Genomic DNA, 17,618 nt, shown 5'->3' with positions numbered 1-17,618 from the left:
GATTTTAAAGCAGGTGTTTAAATGTCTAGCGTAGAGTTTATCGTGGAGATGCTGGATATTTGGAAAACCTACCCCGACGGGGTAAGAGCGCTTGAAGGTGTTAATTTACGGCTCAGGCGCGGGGAAATACACGGGTTGCTCGGTGAGAACGGGGCTGGGAAGACAACTTTAATGAGAATTCTCTCGGGGTTGATAAAACCGAGTCGTGGAACAATAATAGTTAATGGTAGAAAAGTTTTCTTTAAAAACTCGTCGGAAGCTCTCTCACTAGGTATTGGAATGGTTCACCAGCACCCAGCCTTAGTGCCTGTTTTCACAGCTAGGGAGAACATTTACCTTGGATTGAAGTCGAGTCAAATCGATGACGCCAAACTTGAGGAAGTAATGAAAAGCTCCGGCCTCATAGTCCCGCTGGACGTTAAAGTGGAGGATTTATCGCTCGGATTAAGGCAGAAGGTGGAGATCATAAAGATGCTGTACCGGGGGGTTGACGTTTTAATCCTTGACGAGCCCACTACTAATATGACTCCGATAGAAACCGAGGAGTTGTTCAGAAGCCTTGTTAAATTGAAGAATGAAGGGAAAACAATCGTCTTCATCTCGCACAAGCTTAGGGAAGTACTACAGGTCACCGATAGGGTCACGGTTTTAAGAAAGGGGAAGGTTGCGGGAGAGGTTGAAACAGGGAAAACCACTCCTGGAGAACTGGCGAGGCTGATGGTTGGCAGAGAGGTTTTCCTGAAAATAGAGAAGAAGCCGAGAGAGTTTGGGAAACCTCTTCTAGAGGTTGAAGACTTATGGGTTAAGGGTGACTTAGGACAGGATGCTGTTAGAGGCGTTACCTTCAGAATCCATGAAGGAGAAATATTCGGGATAGCGGGGGTTGAGGGGAATGGGCAGGTTGAGCTAGTTGAGGCTGTTACTGGATTGAGAAAGCCTTTGAAAGGGAGAATAGTTTTCAACGGCATGGAGTTGAGGGAGGCAAACCCGTTGCTGCTCTACAGTAAGGGATTGGCTCATATCCCGGAGGATAGGCAGAAAATGGGTTTAATACTTGAAATGAGCTTGTGGGAGAACAGCATCCTAGGGCTTCACACCACTAACGCGTTCACGAGAAAGCTAGGAGTATTCAACTACGAGAAAATATTTTCATATGTTGGTAAAATTGTTAAGGAGTTTGAAATACTCGCCCCTAGCATCTACACGCCTGTGAGAAGCCTCAGCGGCGGTAACCAGCAAAAGCTAGTGGCAGCGAGGGAGTTATCCAAGAATCCTCTGCTAATCGTGGCTAACCAGCCGACAAGAGGCCTCGACGTAGCTGCTACTGAGTATATTCGTAAACTACTCGTCCAGCTCAGGGATGAGGGTAAAGGTGTTTTACTTGTTTCAAGCGATCTCGACGAGGTACTGGAGCTTAGCGACAGGGTTGCAGTCATGTACAAGGGGGAGTTCATGGGGGTTGTGAAGCCTGGTGAGGTAAGTATTAAGGAGTTAGGATTAATGATCGGCGGGTACAGGTTGAGCGAGGTGAGGGCAGGTGAAGCCTAGTTCAATCCTTGGAAGCATTGACTTGTCGAAGCTTGAGGATGACATCGTAGAAGTTGTCTTCGCAGTGTTAGCAGGGTTCGCAATATCCGGCTTATTGATGGCTGCTGGAGGATTCGACCCGATCAGAGCCTATGTTTCATTATTTAAGAGCGCGTTCGGCGACTTATACGGTGTTTCAACCACGCTGAGTTTCGCAACACCTTTAATGCTGACCGGTGCGGCCTTCGCGGTAAGCGTTAGAGCAGGCGTCTTCAACATCGGGGCTGAGGGGCAAGTGTACATGGCGGCTCTCGGCGCGGTGATCGTGGCATCGTTATCGCTACCCAGCGAGCTGTACTTAATTGCCGAATTCCTCTTCGGGGTCTTGTTAGCGATTACATGGGCCTCGATAGCAGGCTTCTTGAAGTCTCAGAGAGGGGTTAACGAAGTCGTGTCAACAATCATGCTGAACTGGACTGGCTTCTGGATAGTTGAATACGGTAGAACATACGTGTACTTCGACCCTGCAGAGCCTCAGAGGACTATCAAGATACCTGAGGCGGGTAGGCTACCGCTCCTGGTACCGGGGACGGAGCTTTACGCTGGCATAATCATCTCGCTAGTAGCTACAGTAGTCGTGTACGTGATAATGTGGCACACGTCGCTGGGATACGAGATCAGGGCAACCGGTCTCAACCCGATCGCGGCTAGATACGGTGGCGTTGAAGTCAGGAGGTCAATGCTTTACTCGTTCATAATAGCTGGTAGCCTAGCAGGTCTTGCCGGAGTCATGGAGGTTGCTGGAAGACCTCCCCACTACGCCATCACCACAGGGCTTTCGAACCTTGTAGGATTGGGGTTTGACGGGCTCGCTGTCTCGCTCATCGGGAGAAACCACCCATTAGCAATAATTCCAGCCGCAATATTCGTGGGGGCTTTGACAGCAGGCTCGCGGGGTATGCAAATTGAGAGCGGGGTACCGCTTGAAATGGTGAAGGCTGTTCAAGGAATAATAATCCTCATACTAGCTGTGCCGGGGCTTGTTAGAATGTTGAAGCAGTGGAGGGGGAAGAAATGATTGATGCTCAGGCAATAGTTAACATACTAATCCAAACCTCCTATGCTGCAACCCCGTTACTCCTGGCTGCTGTAGGGGAAATAATCGGGGAGAGAGCAGGAATTGTAAACATCGGCTTAGAAGGCATAATGCTCATCTCAGGCTTTGCCTCAATAGTGTTCGCATACATGTTTCAATCACCGTTTGCCGGGGTGGTTGCAGGGGTTTTAATAGGAGGGTTTATTGGGCTGTTACATGCTTTAATCACTGCCTACTTAAAGGGCGACCATGTAATTAGCGGTATAGGTATAAACCTTTTCGCATCCGGCTTCGTGCCATACGGGGTTGAGGCGGTATGGGGTGTTAGAGGATACTTCACAATCCCCGCAAGCCTCAAGGTTCCCCGAATACCTGGGACAGACCTGTCCCCAATATTTCTCGCTAGTTTAATACTAGCACTAGGGTCTTACTGGGTATTGTTTAAAACACCCTACGGGTTGATTTTAAGAGCCTGCGGTGAGGAGCCCAGGGCTGCTGAGTCGACAGGGGTGAAAATAGAGCTGACCCAAGCCCTTGCCTCCACGATTACGGGATTATTCACAGGGCTGGCTGGGGCTTTCCTAGCCATAGACTGGCTGTCCTCGATAACCAAGAACCTTCCCGCGGGTAGAGGGTTCATATCGCTGGCTATTGTTAACTTCGCCAACTGGAACCCCCTGCTTGGGGTGGTTGGGAGCTACTTATTCGGCTTCTTCTGGGTTTTGATAGGGTGGTTGAAGCTTACTCCATTGAAAGAGATGATACCGTTGCCTTTGATGGAGACCATACCCTACATTGCTACCCTCGCTGTCACCGCGGGAGTTATAGGTAGAGCCAGGCCTCCCAGGTTTACCGGAAGACCTTATAGGAGGGAGTAGCGTGAAAACATTATGCTTCTCCATAGCCTCATCCTCCATTGGCGTTAATTACTCTCGGCAAATTGAGAAAAAAGTACGTGGTATGTTGAACAGCGTCAACGCTAATATAGCATACGATGGAATACTGGATTCTCCCTCGGCTGAAAACATAGAGGAATGCCTGCTCAGAGTAGTGTTCATAGCTACAGGGGGGACGGAGAAAATCGTTGCCGCGACGGCTGAGAAGTCGCGTTTCCTCATCCTACTAGCCCATAAATACTACAACAGCCTTCCAGCAGCAATAGAGGCTTCGTCACTGCTTAGGAGGAACGGGTTCAAGCACGTTGTGAAACTTGTCGAACCTGTTGAAGAAACAGTAGAGGTTTTGGAAAAGGTTTTGAGAGTTGCCAGCGTGGTCGACAGGTTTAGAAGTGCAAGGTTTGGATTAATCGGGGGCGTGAGCGACTGGCTTGTATACAGCAAGCTGAGCCCTGATACGCTTCGGGAGAAGCTGGGCTCGGAGATTGTTGAAATACCTGTTGAAGCTCTTGTTAAAGAGTATGAAAGGGCTGGTCCCCTCGAAGATTTGCCAGGTGTTTGGGAGAAGGCTGCCGAAGTACATGTGCCAAGGCACGAGGTTGAGAAGGCCTTGAAAATATACGTCGCTTTGAAAAGTATAATTGAAAACTACGGGTTAAGCGGGATCAGCATTAAATGCTTCGACATTATTCCTTTAACAGGGACAACTGCCTGCCTCGCCCTATCCCTGCTCAACTCTAACGGGTTCCCAGCCTCCTGCGAGGGCGACCTCCCCCTCCTTGTTTCGATGGCTATGGGTGAGTGGATCTCTGGTAAGCCCGTTTTCATGGGTAATCCATCCTTTATCGAGAACAATGAAGTAGTCATAGCCCACTGCACCTCGCCTCTAATAGGAAGGTACTTGCTTCACACGCATTTCGAAACAGGCAGGGGAGTAGGAGTCAGGGTTGACTACCCGGTTGGCGGGAAAGTAACGGTTTACAGAGTAGACTCCGATCTCGAGGAGGTCAGGATAGGGGTTGGCACAATACTAGCTCACGAATGGAGCGAGTCCTGGTGTAGAACCCAGGTTAGAATCGGTCTCTCAAACCCGTGGATGATTGTTGAGGAACCTATAGGAAACCATTACGCACTCCTACTCGGCGACCACGGCTCGGAACTAGAGATGCTTGGGAAGATTCTAGGTTTGAAGGTAAGGTATATGTAAAAAACTACTTTGTTTTCCTTGCAACGAATGGGGTATAATCCTCTACGGAAGAGGGGTCGTACCGGATTCTTGAACCTTTCTCAGCTGATAGATATGCGTGCATCATTAACTCTACTACAAGCCTCCCGTCATACCAGTTCTCATAGGGGAGTTTACCGGCTAGGAAGGATTCAACCATGTGGGCGTCTTCAGCCTGATACCCATAGGTGAAGGCCTCGTCGGGTAGGACAGGCATCAATCCTTGCTCCGCGTTCTGTTTCTCAACAAACTCCTCACTAGCCGGTATCTTAATGTTCCTGCTTATGAATGTGAACAGTTCAGGCTGGAGAGTATTGATTGATAAACTGTACTCCGGGCCCAGCACTTCAAAGGTGAGCCTTAATCCAGCGCCCACGAACGACCACGAGGTCCTCGCCTCGGTTACAACCTCGTTGCCGTCTTCATCCCTGTATTTAACCACGGTCAACGCGTAATCCTCGGCAGGCTCCTCAAGGAAGTCAACGTTAAACCTTTTCTTCAAATCATCCGCGTAAGGCTGCTTAACCCATTTCAGGAACGCTGTTTCACCATAGATTTCCACCGGCTTCAGCGAGCTCTTAGGCTTGGACGGGTCTAGTAGTAGGTGCCTAGAGGCTTCTATACTGTGGCATGCCATATCTATTAATACTCCCCCGCCCGATATGCTGGGAACCCAGAACCATGAATTGTGCGGTCCGGAATGCTCCTCCGCAGCTCTTGAAAGGTAAGGTCTTCCCGAGTACTTTGCTCCGATGCTCCAGACTACTTCCTTCCCCTTGATAACAGACGGCATGAAGACCTGGTTTTCCAAGTAGCCGTGAAGGAGGCCTGCCTTCTCGACAAGCCTGATCATTTCATTAGCCTCCTTCATGTTCCTGGCCAAGGGTTTCTCGATAGCTACGGCTTTAATGCTGCTCTTGCCCTGGACGACTTCCTCAGCAATAATCCTCGTAGCCTCAAGATGCAGGTTGTTGGGAAGCATTATCCACACAGCGTCAATATCTTTATCTGAAGCAAACTCGTGCATGTCTGTGTATATCTTAGGACGCTTAAACCCGAGCGACTCTATGAACGAGGCTAGTGATTTAGCAGACTCCTGGCTTCTCGAGTAAACGGCTGATATCTCCGCGTTTCTCACCATTTTAAAAGCTCGGGCATGGAATTTTGCAACAAATCCTGAGCCGAGGAATCCTATTCTCAGAGAATTGTTTCCTCCCATCTTAATCCCATTTTAAATTTTGTTTTACTTCACTAAAATACTTGATTGTGATTTTCAACGAGGACTTTACACTAAGTAAGGCGTTAGAATGATCGATATGAGCAGGAACCCCAATACCACCATTAACACTATCACTAAGGTTTTGAAGTAGTTCTTGATCAGCTCCCTGGGGGCGGTAGTGTGAGACGGGATTAGAGTGAATATGACGTAGCCGAGCGTGCTGACGAGAATTATGCTCCATCCAATAGTGTACAAAGTCTTGTCGACAGGCTGGAAAATTAGTACGAGGCTGATTAACCCCATAATGATCAATAATTCCTCAATAAGCCTTCTGTTGACCTTAACCACTGCCACCACCTACGTCAATCCTTTTACTACTGTCGGGGTCGAAGAAAAGTATTTTGTCTAACGGTATGGAACACCAGACTCTTTCACCCTCCCCGATCGATAAGTTGGAGAAGATCCTTGGATCCATTTTCACTTTAAATTCTGCGCTATCCGACTCAACATCTACAACATAGTAGGTTCCCATGAATTCGATAACTCTGACAACCCCTTCAATGACTGCAACACCATCCAGCCTCGTGACAGGGGTTTTGGAAATCTTGACGTGCTCGGCGCGGAATCCTGTTAAAACCTTCTCATAACCTTTGCTCTTCAAATCCTCCAGTATTCTCCTCTCGCTTAAAACCGGTTTTCCGCCTATTCTCAAGGAGTCCTGCTCAACACTTGCCTCGACGAAGTTCATGCCCGGCTCGCCAAGGAACCATCCAACGAAAACAGATTCTGGATGATCGTAAACTTCCGACGAGGTTCCAACCTGCTCTACAACTCCGAAGTTCATTACTGCAATCTTGTCCGCGAGGGTTAAAGCCTCTATTTGGTCATGGGTAACGTATATTATTGTTTGCTTAAGCTCTTTCTGAATCCTTTTCAACTCAGCTCTCATAATCACTCTCGAAACCGGGTCTAGGATGGTTAATGGTTCGTCCAAAAGGTATAGTTGCGGCTCCTTAGCGATCGCCCTGGCCAGTGCAACCTTCTGCTTATCAGCAACACTTAACCTGTCAACGTGAGCGTTGAGTATGCTTTCAATCCCGACTAGCTTAGCGATCTCCACCACTCTTTCACGTGTTTCGCTAGGGCTAAGCCCTCTCGACCTTAAAGGTAAGGCGATATTGTTGAAAACCGTGGTTGGATAGAGAGCGTAGAACTGGAAAACCATGGAGACATCGCGAATCTCTGCAGGCACATCGGTAACGTCTATTTCGTCAAATAGAACCCTTCCCTTGGTCGGTTTTTCCAGCCCGGCTATTATTCTTAAAAGAGTTGTTTTCCCACACCCGCTGGGGCCTAGAATAGCGAAGAACTCTCCATTGCTTATCTCCAGGGAAACATTTCTCAAGGCCTGAACGCTTCCGAAGGATTTTGAAACATTATCTATTCTAACACTAACCATTCGCTTCACCTCACTAATGCCCCGGTGTCGAGGTTGTAGAAGTTTAATCCCTCCCTGCTGATGCAAACCTCGACTGGTTCGTTGAAATCTATGAGGGGTTTCTCGTACTTCAAGGCTTTGAACAAGTGATTCTTGTACTCTGCGAAAACGAGGAACTCGCTACCCCTGTACTCGTATCCGAGAAACCTCCCCTTCAACTTTAAGCCGTCGCAATTCTCAACTGATTTCTCAATGATGGCGGTATCGGGGTGGGAGGCTAACACTATGTTCTCTGCTGGGATTTCCTGGAGATCTCTTAAAACACTCTCTGATATTGCAATGTCCAGCTCACTCATTATTACTGTTTTACCGCCCTCTGCCTTCTTTTTCACGATTACCTCGTTGAGAATCTTACCGGTTAAGTACCTTGCTATGTCGAGCCTTGAAGGCTTGTAGTATAGTTCAACTGGTGTGCTCCTCTGAACCACCTCGCCTTTTTCAATGAAAACAACAGCATCCCCTAACGCCAGAGCATCCAGGGGGTCTGAGGTTGCTAATACGAGCGTCTTACCAAGTATTGTTTTAAGCTTCTTAAACTCTGTTCTCAAAGCATACCGTATCTTAGCATCAAGATTCGAGAACGGTTCATCCAGCAGATATATCTCCGCTTCCTTAGCAAGGGCCCGTGCTACTGCAACCCTCTGCCTCTCGCCCCCGCTGAGCTTGTCCGCTCTCCTATCCAAGAGGTGCTCTATCCTCAAAATACCCGCTATCTCTCTTACCCTCTTGTCAATGAAATCCTTGGGCTTCTTCTCCGCTACCATAGGAGACGCGATGTTCTCGTAAACCGTCATGTGCGAGTAAAGCGCTAGTGTTTCGAAAACCATGGAGACTTTTCTCTCATATGGGGGAGTTTCATCAACTCTAACACCATTAATGTAGATGCTGCCTGAATCCTGCTTCTCCAAGCCGGCTATGATTTTTAAGAGCGTTGTTTTCCCGGAGCCAGGCGGCCCCAGTAGCACCAGCAACTGGCCTTTCTCCACTTCGAATGAAACGTTTTTCAACACCTCCTTGCCCCTAATCTTTTTAACAATCTCTGAGACGATCAAGGCTTTCTCCATAAAACTATCTCCTCACTGTTCCAAAAGTGAGTCCTCGCAGCATGTGTTTCTGAAGCCAGAAGACCAGTATTATTATCGGGATAATGTATATTACTTCTATGGCAGCAACCCTGCCCCAGTTGAAGCCCCTTTCCCCTCTTATACTGCTCAGCAGTACTGAGGTTGGCTTGGTGTCTATTCCGCTGAGGAGCAGTGCGAAGAGGAACTCGTTCCATATGGTTATCGCGGCGAAGGCTGCTGATGCCGCTATCCCGGGGATAACCATCGGTAGCACTATTTTGAATAAGATGTACATTGTTGAATGCCCATCTATCATCGCGGCTTCATCAATATCCTTGGGCACGTCATCTATGAAGCTCTTCGTCATCCAAACCGATAGGGGGAGAGCCATCATTCCGTATACTAGGATTAACCCGAGGTATGTGCCTTTCAACCCTACAGTATAGTACATTATGAAGATGGGGATTATCAGTGTTATAGGAGGCATCATTCTTGTCGATAAGATGTAGAACATTAGGAGGTTCTTACCTTTCACCTTAAACCTTGAGAAAGCATATGATGCGAGAACGGCGAGGGCCAGCGCCAAGCCTACTCCGCCAGCCGTTATGATTGCTGAGTTCACTATCGCTGAGTAAGCACCGTACTCATATGCTTCTACGAAGTTCTCTAAGGTAGGCTGCGTTATGACGAAGAACCCGGTGAACATTTCAGCCCTGGGGCGGAAGGCAAGGTTGAACATCCCGTAGATTGGGAGCAGGTAGATAACCACAATAGTGATTAGAATCCCCAGCTTCAGGTATTTGCGAATCTTGTAGACCCGTGTCTCCCTCCTATAATCCCTCACTCCTTCTCACCTCCGAGAACGTATCTCATGAAAACATTCGTCATGAAAATCACCACGACAAGGACCAGGTAGCTCATCGCCGTTGCAGAACCAAAATCCCATCTTTCGAAAGCGAGCTTGTAAATGTAAACCGATATTAACTCCGTTGTAGAGCCCGGGCCCCCGGCAGTTAAGACGTAAATGGAGTCGAATGTTTTCAACGCATCCATGAATCTGAAGATTAACGCTATGGCTAGCATGGGCTTGATGTAGGGAAGTATCATGTATCTGAACTTGTACCGGAATCTTAGAGAATCAACCCTGCTCTGCTCTATCAGGTCGCCTGGGATGGAGCTTATGCCCGCTATCAGGAGGAAGGTTATGAAAGGAGTCCATATCCATGTTTCAACCGTTATCACTGTTAGCAATGAATAGGGGATTCCTAGAGGGCTGATCTCGTTGCTGAACCATAAGACCCGTGTGCCGAGGACTGATTCCAGGAAGTTGTTTACTGGTCCAAGGTTTTCATCAAACATGTACCTGAAGAATAATGCTGAGGCTATGGGCGCGATCATCAACGGTATCATGAAAACCGTGAGCAGTGTTCTCTTCCCCTTGAAATCCTCGAACATGAGGAGTGCTACTGTTAAAGCTATGCCGAATTGGAAGAGGAGGGAATAGAAGAGGAAGGTGCCAGTCCTCTGCAACCTGTCCCATGCCTCAGGGCTAGTTAGCATTGTAATATAGTTTAAGCCGCCGACATACCTAGGCGTTTCCCTAATAATTATTGAGAACCTGTGGAAGGAAATGCCTAGGCTCCATATAAGCGGGAAAATATTGAAAACTAGCAAAACCAGGAAAGCTGGAAGTATTAGCAGCCACGGGTTCACCATTTTTCCTCGCTTCAAATAGAAGCGCGCCAAACCCGACACCTTTTATAGTTTTCTAAGCCTTCGCACTTAATAAAACTTAGACTAAGTTAAACATATAAATGTGTATGGTGTAGATACATATTGGTGGGTATATTGAAAACATCCCTGCTAGTGGGTATTCTAGTTATAGCTATTATTATTGTCGCTGTTGCCGCCTACTATTTGACGCAACCTCCAGCTAAGGAAGTAACCATCGTTATTCTAAGCCCTGAATGGGAGCCTGGTAAGATAATGGAGCAGATGGCAGCGGATTTCACGGCTTATGCTCAGGAGAAGCTTGGGTATAAGGTTAACGTTAAATTCGACTTCACTCCATGGGGTACCTATTACACGCGTGTAACAAGCATTATGACTGCTAAGAGTAGCGAGGTAGACATTATTTTCGCTGATAGTCAATGGCTTGGAGAGCTGTATGAAGGAGGCCACATAATATCTTTAAAGGACTACATACTCAACGATCCTGATCTCAAGTATGCGGTTCTGAACGATACTTTCGAGAACCTTGTATACTTCTACACTGCTTACCCACAGGGCAGTGACAACTACGTGGCAATACCCGGGTATGCTGATGCAACCCCTCTCCTATACTTCAGGACAGACCTCTTCAACCACCCGGATGAGAGAGCCGCGTTCAGGGCTAGGTACGGGTACGATCTGCCGACAACTTTGGAGGAGTGGAAGAACTTAGACTGGGTTCAGTTAAAAGACATTGCAGAGTTCTTTACAAGGAAGGCTGGTGAGACATTGGCAGGGAAAACGTTGACAGAGGACTTCTACGGCTTAGCCCTCGTATTGTCCAGGGACTACGATTACATCTCATGCTTTTTCCTGAGCGTGTTCTGGAGCTGGGGAGCGGAGCTATGGGATCCTGTAACTAAGAACCCGGTTAACTATATCAACAGCACTAAGGCTAAGGAGGCTTTAACATTCTTCGTCGACCTCACCAACTACATGCCGCCGGGCCCTGCAACCTTCGACTACGACAAGGTCATATCCCTTTATGCACAAGGTAGGGTTGCAATGACGATTCTATGGCCATCAATGGCCCCGGCATTGTTCGACCCCAACACATCCAGGGTTTATAATGCAACCGGGGTGGCAATACAGCCTCATCACAACGGCACGAGGTATACCACGCTGGGAGGCCAGCCATTAGTGATAAGCTCGTACTCGAAGAATAAGGAGGAGGCTAAGCTGTTCCTGAAATGGTTCTACACTGTCGCTTACAAGGAGTACTCTATGAGAGTGGGGTTCACCGCGAGGAAGTCGGTGGCGCAGGATCCCGAGTTCCTTGACTCGAAGCCGTGGGCAAGAGTTTTCACCGAGGCTGTGAAGTATGCGAAAGACTTCTGGAACGTCCCGTTCTATGGGCGGCTGCTGGAGGTTCAGCAGCTGTATTTGAACATGGCTGTTGCAAGGGAGGTTTCCCCTGCTGAGGCTTTGGATATTATTGCGCAGAGGCAGTGGGAGATTATACAGGAGTACAAGTAGTTTCTTTTTTAACCTGTAAAACCTCTTTTAGAGGGCTTGTTCGCTTATATTTCCCTTCTTAAATGTTTTTCTATAGGTCGGGGTTTATTGGGGAATAGGATCAGCCTGAAGTATCTGATGGGTCTTGGATTGCTGAATACTGCTTATTCAATGTACGTTGTGATCTCACGCCCTCTCTACGGGAACGACGTGTACGGGGAGTGGTTTGTCTTCTACCTTGTAAGCGCGGAGTACACTCCCGCTCTTTTCTCCTTCATTGTAGGAGGCTTGAGCGATGTCTACGGGAGGAGAAGGGTTCTCTGGCTATCGCTCCTTGGAAGCTTACTGCTCTGGCATCTTTTCACGGTTGAGAACTGGGTTTTGAAAATCCTTGCTGTTGCAGGGTATGCTTTCTCACACAACCTAGCAGTGACCATTGCGTTAAGCAGTGTTTTAGAGGACAGGGTTAACGTGGGCAGGAACTACTCGTGGGCAGCGCTAGCCGGCTCGACTGGCTGGGCGTTAACTACTACAGTCGTGTAGTCTTCCAATTCGTCAACGGCAAGCCAGTTTTAAAACCCGGATACGGGTACACCTGCACTCCCAGAGGATACAGCCCTGCTGGAAACCCGTGCAGCGATTTCGGATGGGAGGCTTATCCTGAAGGACTCTACCTACTGTTGAAAGAACTCTTCAACCGTTACAGAGTCGACTTGATCGTGACTGAGAACGGGGTTTCAGATAGTAGGGATGCGTTAAGACCTGCATACCTTGTCTCCCACGTCTACAACGTGTGGAAAGCAGTAAACGAGGGAATACCTGTGAAAGGCTATCTCCACTGGAGCCTGACAGACAATTACGAGTGGGCCCAGGGGTTCAGGCAGAGGTTTGGACTAGTCATGGTCGACTTTAAAACAAAGAAAAGATATCTCCGCCCTAGCGCTCTAGTGTTCCGTGAGATAGCGAGAACTAATGGAATACCGGAGGAGCTGGAGCATCTCGTAATGATGCAGTAAGCTGTTTCACAGGTTGATGAGAGCCGGGGGCGGGATTCGAACCCGCGGTGAAACGGGTGTCCGTGAACCCTGAGCGCTTAATAGCCCTGCAGCCCGCCGCCTTAGACCGCTCGGCCACCCCGGCTCAATTCTACATTAATGTTAAAGGATTAATTAACTTTTACGTATAAGATTCCTAATACTCTTATTACTCGTATAGCATGTACTTATTTTTCACTTAGATTATCGGTAAATATATAAAAACGTTTTGTACATAAATTAAATATTGTATGATAATTACAAATGTATTAAAAAAGTGGTGATATACTCATGCCCAATATAGAGAGAAGGAAGGTTCAAAAAACAGGCTCATCATCGTTTATAATCACACTTCCAAAAGAGTGGGTTGACGCTGTTAAGCTGAAAAGCGGCGATCACGTATATGTCTACGAGTACGAGGGGAAGCTCGTAATAATACCGCCTGAAATGGAGGTGTTTCAATCACAGTCAACAATCAAGGTTTCAGCAGACATCCCGACGGAGCAGGTTTTCAGAATGCTGGTCGCGGCTTACTTATCCGGCTACAGCAATATCACAATACTTTTCGACCCCAGCTTGCCCAATCTCGCAAAGAGAGTCAGCGATATAAAGAACCTTGCAAGGGTGAAGCTCGCAGGCGTCGAGGTTGTCGAGGAATCCTACAACGCTGTAACTTTCAAAATACTGCTGAATATTAAGGAGCTCCCAATAGTGAGTGCTCTCCGCAGGCTACATTTAATTGTGAACAATATGCTGCAGGACGGGGTGGAGGCGTTACTGAGCAATAACAGGAACCTGGCTGAAGCAGTCATTCAGAGAGATGACGAGGCAGACAGGTTCCATCACATGATAGTTAGGGAGCTGTCAATGGCTTTAATCGATGTCAGAGTCCAGCACGAACTAGGCCTTTCAAACATTATCGAAGCAATGAACTACAGGATTATAGCCAGGAACCTTGAGAGAATAGCTGATCACGCCACCAACATTGCTAAAAGATTATTGAGAACTGAGAAAATAGCTAGAGTAGACATGGTTGAAAACATTTCATACAAGGCCCTGGAAATATTCAACAAGGCAATGGAGGCTTTATACAGCCAGAGTAGAAGAGGTGCTGAAGAAGTCATCCAGGGCGCGAAAGAGGTTGTCGAGCAGATAGACAAGGTTCTATACGAGGATATAATCCCGGCTAAAATGGAGGAGCGTGAGAAAGCATTCCTAGTAATGGTATGCGACAGTTTAAGAAGGATCGTAAGATACTCTAATGGGATAGCAGAGGCTTCCCTGAACATTAAAGCTTCTAAATCACCCGAGATAGAGGTTAAATAGGTTTAAAACTCCCCGAGAGAATATTTTTCAACGTGTGACCCCGGTGCCCATGCAACGCCCCCGAGTACCGGGGGAAGAGTGAGCATGGGTCGGGTCACTCCCGGCCTCAATCCTTTGCCGTGAACATCACGGTTTAAAAACAATCACCGTAAGCTAGAAAAGGCTATCTTCTCCCTTCCCTGCTCTTAATATACAAGTCGTCCTCGGGGCCGGCCTCAACCCTTTCCGGTATGACCGTTTCTTCTTCAACAGTGAGCTTTTTCTCCCTAATATAAACCAGTAGCAGTTCGTCCGGCACGTTATCCATCTTGCCTATTATGTGAGTCCTTCCCTGGGTCTTCAGCCATTCGATGAAGTCTTCTTCGAGGCCGGCGTTGATTATTAGGGAGATGAGTTCTCTCCTGAATGAAGGATCGAGTCTTAGCTCACCCACTGTAGGAGACACCTACTAATATATTGGTTTTTGAAACTTAATAACGTTATCGAGGACGTGTTACCATTTAACTGTATAGTCTTACGCGGAGAATACCTGCTAACCCGTTGAATGTCTTGTTAAACCATTCTGATTCTGGAACATCACTGCTGAGAACCAGCGCCTTAGCCCCGCCCTTCTTAGCCAGCTCTAGCCACTGCTCAACATCCTCGCGCTCCTCACTAATAATCAGCACTGCAACCATCCCCATCTCCAGAGCATTCCTAACCTCTTCCTCACCGTACACGATAAGCCCGTCGTCCTTTGCTAGGTGTAGTTTGAACTCTTCAATGTATTTTAAAAGATCTGCATACTCCTGCTCCTTCAGCAGGTCTCCAGCCTTCAAGATCATTTCCCTGAGGCCTGCCTCACCCTGATACCCTACATCTATCAGCTCCGGCAGGACAATCTTCTTCAGCCTGTAATCCAGGTAGTCCTTCTCCAGGAAGTCGTACTTCGCATAGGCTGGGCCGCCTACTAGAATCCCCTTCAACTTCCCCTGCTCGTGAAGTGGTAGGAAGACTCTGTTAGCATGCTCTCCAACCCTCTTGTAAAACTCTTCAACCATTTGCTCAATAATCCTGTCGTACCTCCGCTGGCTCTGACCACCCTTCTCATGCTTACCAGGGATGTAGTCCTCAAGCTCCTCGACAATCTTCAGCCTGTTTCCTTTAAGCATGCCGATCGTTGCCGCATCCCTTTCTATGAGGAGAAGCCCAATGATGTTGGACTCGGAAACCATCTCCTCGAGAAACTCTGTGTGGAAGTGCTTATCGGTTCTGTAGAAATATACTGGAACCTCCTCCGGAGGGATCAGCATTACCAGTATTGATTCCCCGGTATCCGGGTTCTCGCCGGCGAACAACACCAGCCCCTTGTCCGGGATCTTCGGGATCTTGCTGAGCCTGTCTATAGCCATTGAGAGAGCTCTTTGAACAGCAGACTTGGTCTTCTTCAGCTTAATGTTGTCTGTGATGGATAGCTCCTGCCTCAGCATGTTTAAGACATCGCTAACGGGTCTTCCAGGAGGGACGTACAGGCTGAGCAGGATTGTAGCATGTGCCTTCCACTTTTTAAGCTCCCTAACTATTTCTCTAAGCTTTTGCTTATCCACGCGCATTGATTCAAGCTGTTCCTCACTATAGCTAAAGACTCATCCCTTGAACACCTTAACGAACGTATATATTTCAGGTTTTAAATACGTAACGATAACTAATAGGTTAAAGGTTGCTGCATTGCCCTCAACGCTGGCGGCTAACTGGAGGAAAATCATTGCCACGCTGTTAATGGTAACCCTTGTAATACTAGCTTACAGTATCCTGACAGCCGGGTACGAAGGATTTAAAGACCTGGTCTCGTGGAAAGGGTTGGCATCCTTCACGGTTCTCATGGCAGGCTGGTTTATCTCAGCGGTGAGGCTGAAATATCTTGTGGGAAAAATCTACGGTTACAGGCTTAGCCTTAAAGCTTCTCTGAAAGCCCGCTTACTAGGAGGTTTAGTCGCGAACATCACCCCATCAGCCATAGGCGGGGAGCCGGCTAGGGCTGCATTCCTTAGAAAAATCATGGGTAAGGATATAGAGGAATTGTACGCGCTAGCTCTCTACGAGGTCTACTACGACGTGATACTTGTCAACACAGTGGCCCTAATACCAGCCCTCCTCTACATCCCGGTTTCAATCCCGGTAGTACTTGTCGCATCCTTCATGGTTACCTCATGGCTGTCAATGAGTTATTTTATTAAACGGAATAGTGGGCGCTCAAATAATTCACTCCTGCTGAAAATATCCGCAAGACTCCCCGCATTCTATGAGAGGTTTGTGAAGTTTTCAAACGGATACAGGGAGATATCGTCTAAAATAGGTTTCACCGGGGTGCTCGTGCTGGTTGCGCTGACAATAGTTTATAACACAACCTGGGGCTTAGCTATATTCTTCCTGGCAGGTGGCAACTACCTACTAGAAGGCGTTATAGCATACTACTTCATGATGAGCATGGGTTCAATACCCACGCCCGGTGGAAGCATATCTTCAGAATACGGCTTATCAATCATTCTTCCACCATCCATCGTTGTTAGCTACAGAACTCTTTTCTACTATTCAACAATCCTAATAGGATTCGTTGTTGCCGCTAGAGAGCTGGCTCAGGGAAACGGGTGAAAACGGTTTAAAACTTCCAGAACGTATTAACAGACTCGTAAGCTTGGTGATAAAGAGTGAGCTGCCCGTTTTACCACAATGGCTTATGCTATAACCCCTCGGTGGTTTCAACATACGGGAGGCCCTCCAGCGTCGTGGTTAAACAGGAAACATGCACTACTAAAAACTATAGAGAGTGCAGCTATTTTGCCGACCCCCCGGAGCAGGAGGCTCCGAGAGAGGTTTACCCCATCATTCACAAGATAGCCTGCACCGTGTTCAGCGAATGCCCTAACTTTCTAGTTAAAAGGTTTGGAGAAGAGGATTGCGTAGCATATTGCAAAGCCATTGAAAAATACATCCCTAGAAACAGCGTGTCAAAGTGCGTAGAGCTGTGGAGGACATGCCCCTATCTCTCGCTAGCCAGTGAGAAATAGGCTTGCCCCTACCGATATTGGAGAAGCCTAGTTGAAAACCCATCCTGCTACAGCAGGGCTGATCACTTTAAACAGGGCTAATTCATTATTCAAAACTAAACCTTGATTCTCACGCCACTAAACGATTGTGTCGGCTTCCCACGCGCTCACAATCCCGTATGGCGCTTGCGAGAGCTCGCTGAGATCTAGAGCAAGCGTCAACATGTTCAAGACTTCGCTAAGGCTTGGAGGTGTTTTCACAACTATAGGGGGAAACCCTGCTATTTTCAAAACAGGAAACTCGACCTCATCTTCCCAAACAATTTTCAACTCCAATTTGGCGGAGTTGGCTTTGCTGAACGCTTTTACGGCTTGGCTAACGATCTCTACGGTAAACAATGATAGGAAGTTCTTGGAAACAATCAGCTCTACCTTCAATTCACACTCCCCATTCAACATCCTTTTAAAATCCTTTTTAAAGG

The 17,618-nt window shown here is 47.6% G+C and carries 19 protein-coding genes and 1 tRNA gene; 10 read left to right on the top strand and 10 right to left on the bottom strand.

Annotated elements, in window-relative coordinates:
- Positions 1–21: 21 nt before the first annotated feature.
- From IMZ38_RS03450 to IMZ38_RS03435, 4 genes are read left to right on the top strand one after another with little or no spacing between them, the layout of a single operon-like run.
- The gene (locus IMZ38_RS03450) at positions 22–1,548 is read left to right on the top strand and encodes an ABC transporter ATP-binding protein (RefSeq protein ID WP_193436766.1); all 1,527 of its coding nucleotides are present in this window, start codon (positions 22–24) and stop codon (positions 1,546–1,548) included.
- On the top strand, positions 1,538–2,605 hold the full coding sequence (locus IMZ38_RS03445) for an ABC transporter permease (RefSeq protein WP_193436765.1): 1,068 nt from the start codon (positions 1,538–1,540) through the stop codon (positions 2,603–2,605). The genes IMZ38_RS03450 and IMZ38_RS03445 overlap by 11 nt, the downstream gene beginning before the upstream one ends.
- Positions 2,602–3,501, top strand: a complete 900-nt coding sequence (locus IMZ38_RS03440) for an ABC transporter permease (protein ID WP_193436764.1) — start codon at positions 2,602–2,604, stop codon at positions 3,499–3,501. The genes IMZ38_RS03445 and IMZ38_RS03440 overlap by 4 nt, the downstream gene beginning before the upstream one ends.
- A gap of 1 nt (position 3,502) precedes the next feature.
- Positions 3,503–4,726: a hypothetical protein gene (locus IMZ38_RS03435; RefSeq protein ID WP_193436763.1), complete on the top strand. Its 1,224-nt coding sequence runs from the start codon at positions 3,503–3,505 to the stop codon at positions 4,724–4,726.
- A 4-nt stretch (positions 4,727–4,730) separates the two neighbouring features.
- On the opposite strand, the gene IMZ38_RS03430 is transcribed toward IMZ38_RS03435, so the two are convergent.
- From IMZ38_RS03430 to IMZ38_RS03405, 6 genes are all read right to left on the bottom strand, one after another.
- Entirely contained in the window at positions 4,731–5,963 is a 1,233-nt protein-coding gene (locus IMZ38_RS03430) for a Gfo/Idh/MocA family protein (RefSeq protein WP_193436762.1), read from the bottom strand.
- A 66-nt stretch (positions 5,964–6,029) separates the two neighbouring features.
- The gene (locus IMZ38_RS03425; RefSeq protein ID WP_193436761.1) at positions 6,030–6,311 is read right to left on the bottom strand and encodes a hypothetical protein; all 282 of its coding nucleotides are present in this window, start codon (positions 6,309–6,311) and stop codon (positions 6,030–6,032) included.
- Complete coding sequence (locus IMZ38_RS03420) at positions 6,304–7,422, bottom strand: ABC transporter ATP-binding protein (protein WP_193436760.1); 1,119 nt, start codon at positions 7,420–7,422, stop codon at positions 6,304–6,306. The genes IMZ38_RS03425 and IMZ38_RS03420 overlap by 8 nt, the downstream gene beginning before the upstream one ends.
- 5 nt (positions 7,423–7,427) lie before the next feature.
- Positions 7,428–8,525: an ABC transporter ATP-binding protein gene (locus tag IMZ38_RS03415; protein WP_193436759.1), complete on the bottom strand. Its 1,098-nt coding sequence runs from the start codon at positions 8,523–8,525 to the stop codon at positions 7,428–7,430.
- 4 nt (positions 8,526–8,529) lie between these two features.
- Positions 8,530–9,369 carry a carbohydrate ABC transporter permease gene (locus IMZ38_RS03410; protein WP_193436758.1) on the bottom strand — a complete coding sequence of 280 codons (840 nt, stop codon included), beginning with the start codon at positions 9,367–9,369 and terminating at the stop codon, positions 8,530–8,532.
- Positions 9,366–10,271 (bottom strand): carbohydrate ABC transporter permease, encoded by a 906-nt coding sequence (locus IMZ38_RS03405; protein WP_227410926.1) that lies wholly within the window; start codon positions 10,269–10,271, stop codon positions 9,366–9,368. The genes IMZ38_RS03410 and IMZ38_RS03405 overlap by 4 nt, the downstream gene beginning before the upstream one ends.
- Positions 10,272–10,364: 93 nt before the next feature.
- Here IMZ38_RS03405 and IMZ38_RS03400 point away from each other — a divergent pair, with 93 nt between their 5' ends.
- The 3 genes from IMZ38_RS03400 to IMZ38_RS03390 all read left to right on the top strand — a co-directional run bounded on the left by IMZ38_RS03400 (position 10,365) and on the right by IMZ38_RS03390 (position 12,766).
- On the top strand, positions 10,365–11,771 hold the full coding sequence (locus IMZ38_RS03400; RefSeq protein ID WP_227410950.1) for an extracellular solute-binding protein: 1,407 nt from the start codon (positions 10,365–10,367) through the stop codon (positions 11,769–11,771).
- 87 nt (positions 11,772–11,858) lie between these two features.
- Complete coding sequence (locus tag IMZ38_RS03395; protein ID WP_193436757.1) at positions 11,859–12,293, top strand: hypothetical protein; 435 nt, start codon at positions 11,859–11,861, stop codon at positions 12,291–12,293.
- A complete protein-coding gene (locus tag IMZ38_RS03390; protein WP_227410925.1) occupies positions 12,239–12,766 on the top strand; it encodes a family 1 glycosylhydrolase in 528 nt (175 codons plus the stop codon). The genes IMZ38_RS03395 and IMZ38_RS03390 overlap by 55 nt, the downstream gene beginning before the upstream one ends.
- Positions 12,767–12,787: 21 nt before the next feature.
- On the opposite strand, the gene IMZ38_RS03385 is transcribed toward IMZ38_RS03390, so the two are convergent.
- A tRNA-Cys gene (locus IMZ38_RS03385) sits at positions 12,788–12,890 on the bottom strand.
- A gap of 185 nt (positions 12,891–13,075) precedes the next feature.
- Between IMZ38_RS03385 and IMZ38_RS03380 the strand changes: the two genes are divergently transcribed.
- Positions 13,076–14,110 carry a phosphate signaling complex PhoU family protein gene (locus IMZ38_RS03380; RefSeq protein WP_193436756.1) on the top strand — a complete coding sequence of 345 codons (1,035 nt, stop codon included), beginning with the start codon at positions 13,076–13,078 and terminating at the stop codon, positions 14,108–14,110.
- Positions 14,111–14,273: 163 nt separating this feature from the next.
- On the opposite strand, the gene IMZ38_RS03375 is transcribed toward IMZ38_RS03380, so the two are convergent.
- A complete protein-coding gene (locus IMZ38_RS03375; RefSeq protein WP_193436755.1) occupies positions 14,274–14,543 on the bottom strand; it encodes a hypothetical protein in 270 nt (89 codons plus the stop codon).
- A 67-nt stretch (positions 14,544–14,610) separates the two neighbouring features.
- Entirely contained in the window at positions 14,611–15,702 is a 1,092-nt protein-coding gene (gene prf1, locus IMZ38_RS03370; RefSeq protein ID WP_193436754.1) for a peptide chain release factor aRF-1, read from the bottom strand.
- Positions 15,703–15,817: 115 nt separating this feature from the next.
- On the opposite strand from prf1, the gene IMZ38_RS03365 reads away from it, so the two are divergent.
- Positions 15,818–16,741, top strand: coding sequence for a flippase-like domain-containing protein (locus IMZ38_RS03365; RefSeq protein ID WP_193436753.1), 924 nt, complete (start codon positions 15,818–15,820; stop codon positions 16,739–16,741).
- A 101-nt stretch (positions 16,742–16,842) separates the two neighbouring features.
- On the top strand, positions 16,843–17,157 hold the full coding sequence (locus tag IMZ38_RS03360; RefSeq protein ID WP_193436752.1) for a hypothetical protein: 315 nt from the start codon (positions 16,843–16,845) through the stop codon (positions 17,155–17,157).
- A gap of 117 nt (positions 17,158–17,274) precedes the next feature.
- Here the strand turns inward: IMZ38_RS03360 and IMZ38_RS03355 are convergent, their stop codons facing one another.
- The gene (locus IMZ38_RS03355) at positions 17,275–17,574 is read right to left on the bottom strand and encodes a hypothetical protein (protein WP_193436751.1); all 300 of its coding nucleotides are present in this window, start codon (positions 17,572–17,574) and stop codon (positions 17,275–17,277) included.
- Positions 17,575–17,618: the final 44 nt, after the last annotated feature.

Origin of the sequence: Thermosphaera aggregans, assembly GCF_014962245.1 — an archaeon.
GTDB classification, from domain to species: domain Archaea; phylum Thermoproteota; class Thermoprotei_A; order Sulfolobales; family Desulfurococcaceae; genus Thermosphaera; species Thermosphaera chiliense.
The sequence above is the reverse complement of the archived record's forward strand: the minus strand, read 5'-3'. Positions and strand labels throughout refer to the sequence as shown.

What these genes read in the sequence shown, in the direction of transcription:
- IMZ38_RS03450 (WP_193436766.1), top strand. Translation starts at nt 22, where the DNA reads ATGTCTAGCGTAGAGTTTATCGTGGAGATGCTGGATATTTGGAAAACC.
- IMZ38_RS03440 (WP_193436764.1), top strand. Translation starts at nt 2,602, where the DNA reads ATGATTGATGCTCAGGCAATAGTTAACATACTAATCCAAACCTCCTAT.
- IMZ38_RS03430 (WP_193436762.1), bottom strand. Translation starts at nt 5,963, where the DNA reads ATGGGAGGAAACAATTCTCTGAGAATAGGATTCCTCGGCTCAGGATTT.
- IMZ38_RS03420 (WP_193436760.1), bottom strand. Translation starts at nt 7,422, where the DNA reads ATGGTTAGTGTTAGAATAGATAATGTTTCAAAATCCTTCGGAAGCGTT.
- IMZ38_RS03415 (WP_193436759.1), bottom strand. Translation starts at nt 8,525, where the DNA reads ATGGAGAAAGCCTTGATCGTCTCAGAGATTGTTAAAAAGATTAGGGGC.
- IMZ38_RS03380 (WP_193436756.1), top strand. Translation starts at nt 13,076, where the DNA reads ATGCCCAATATAGAGAGAAGGAAGGTTCAAAAAACAGGCTCATCATCG.
- prf1 (WP_193436754.1), bottom strand. Translation starts at nt 15,702, where the DNA reads ATGCGCGTGGATAAGCAAAAGCTTAGAGAAATAGTTAGGGAGCTTAAA.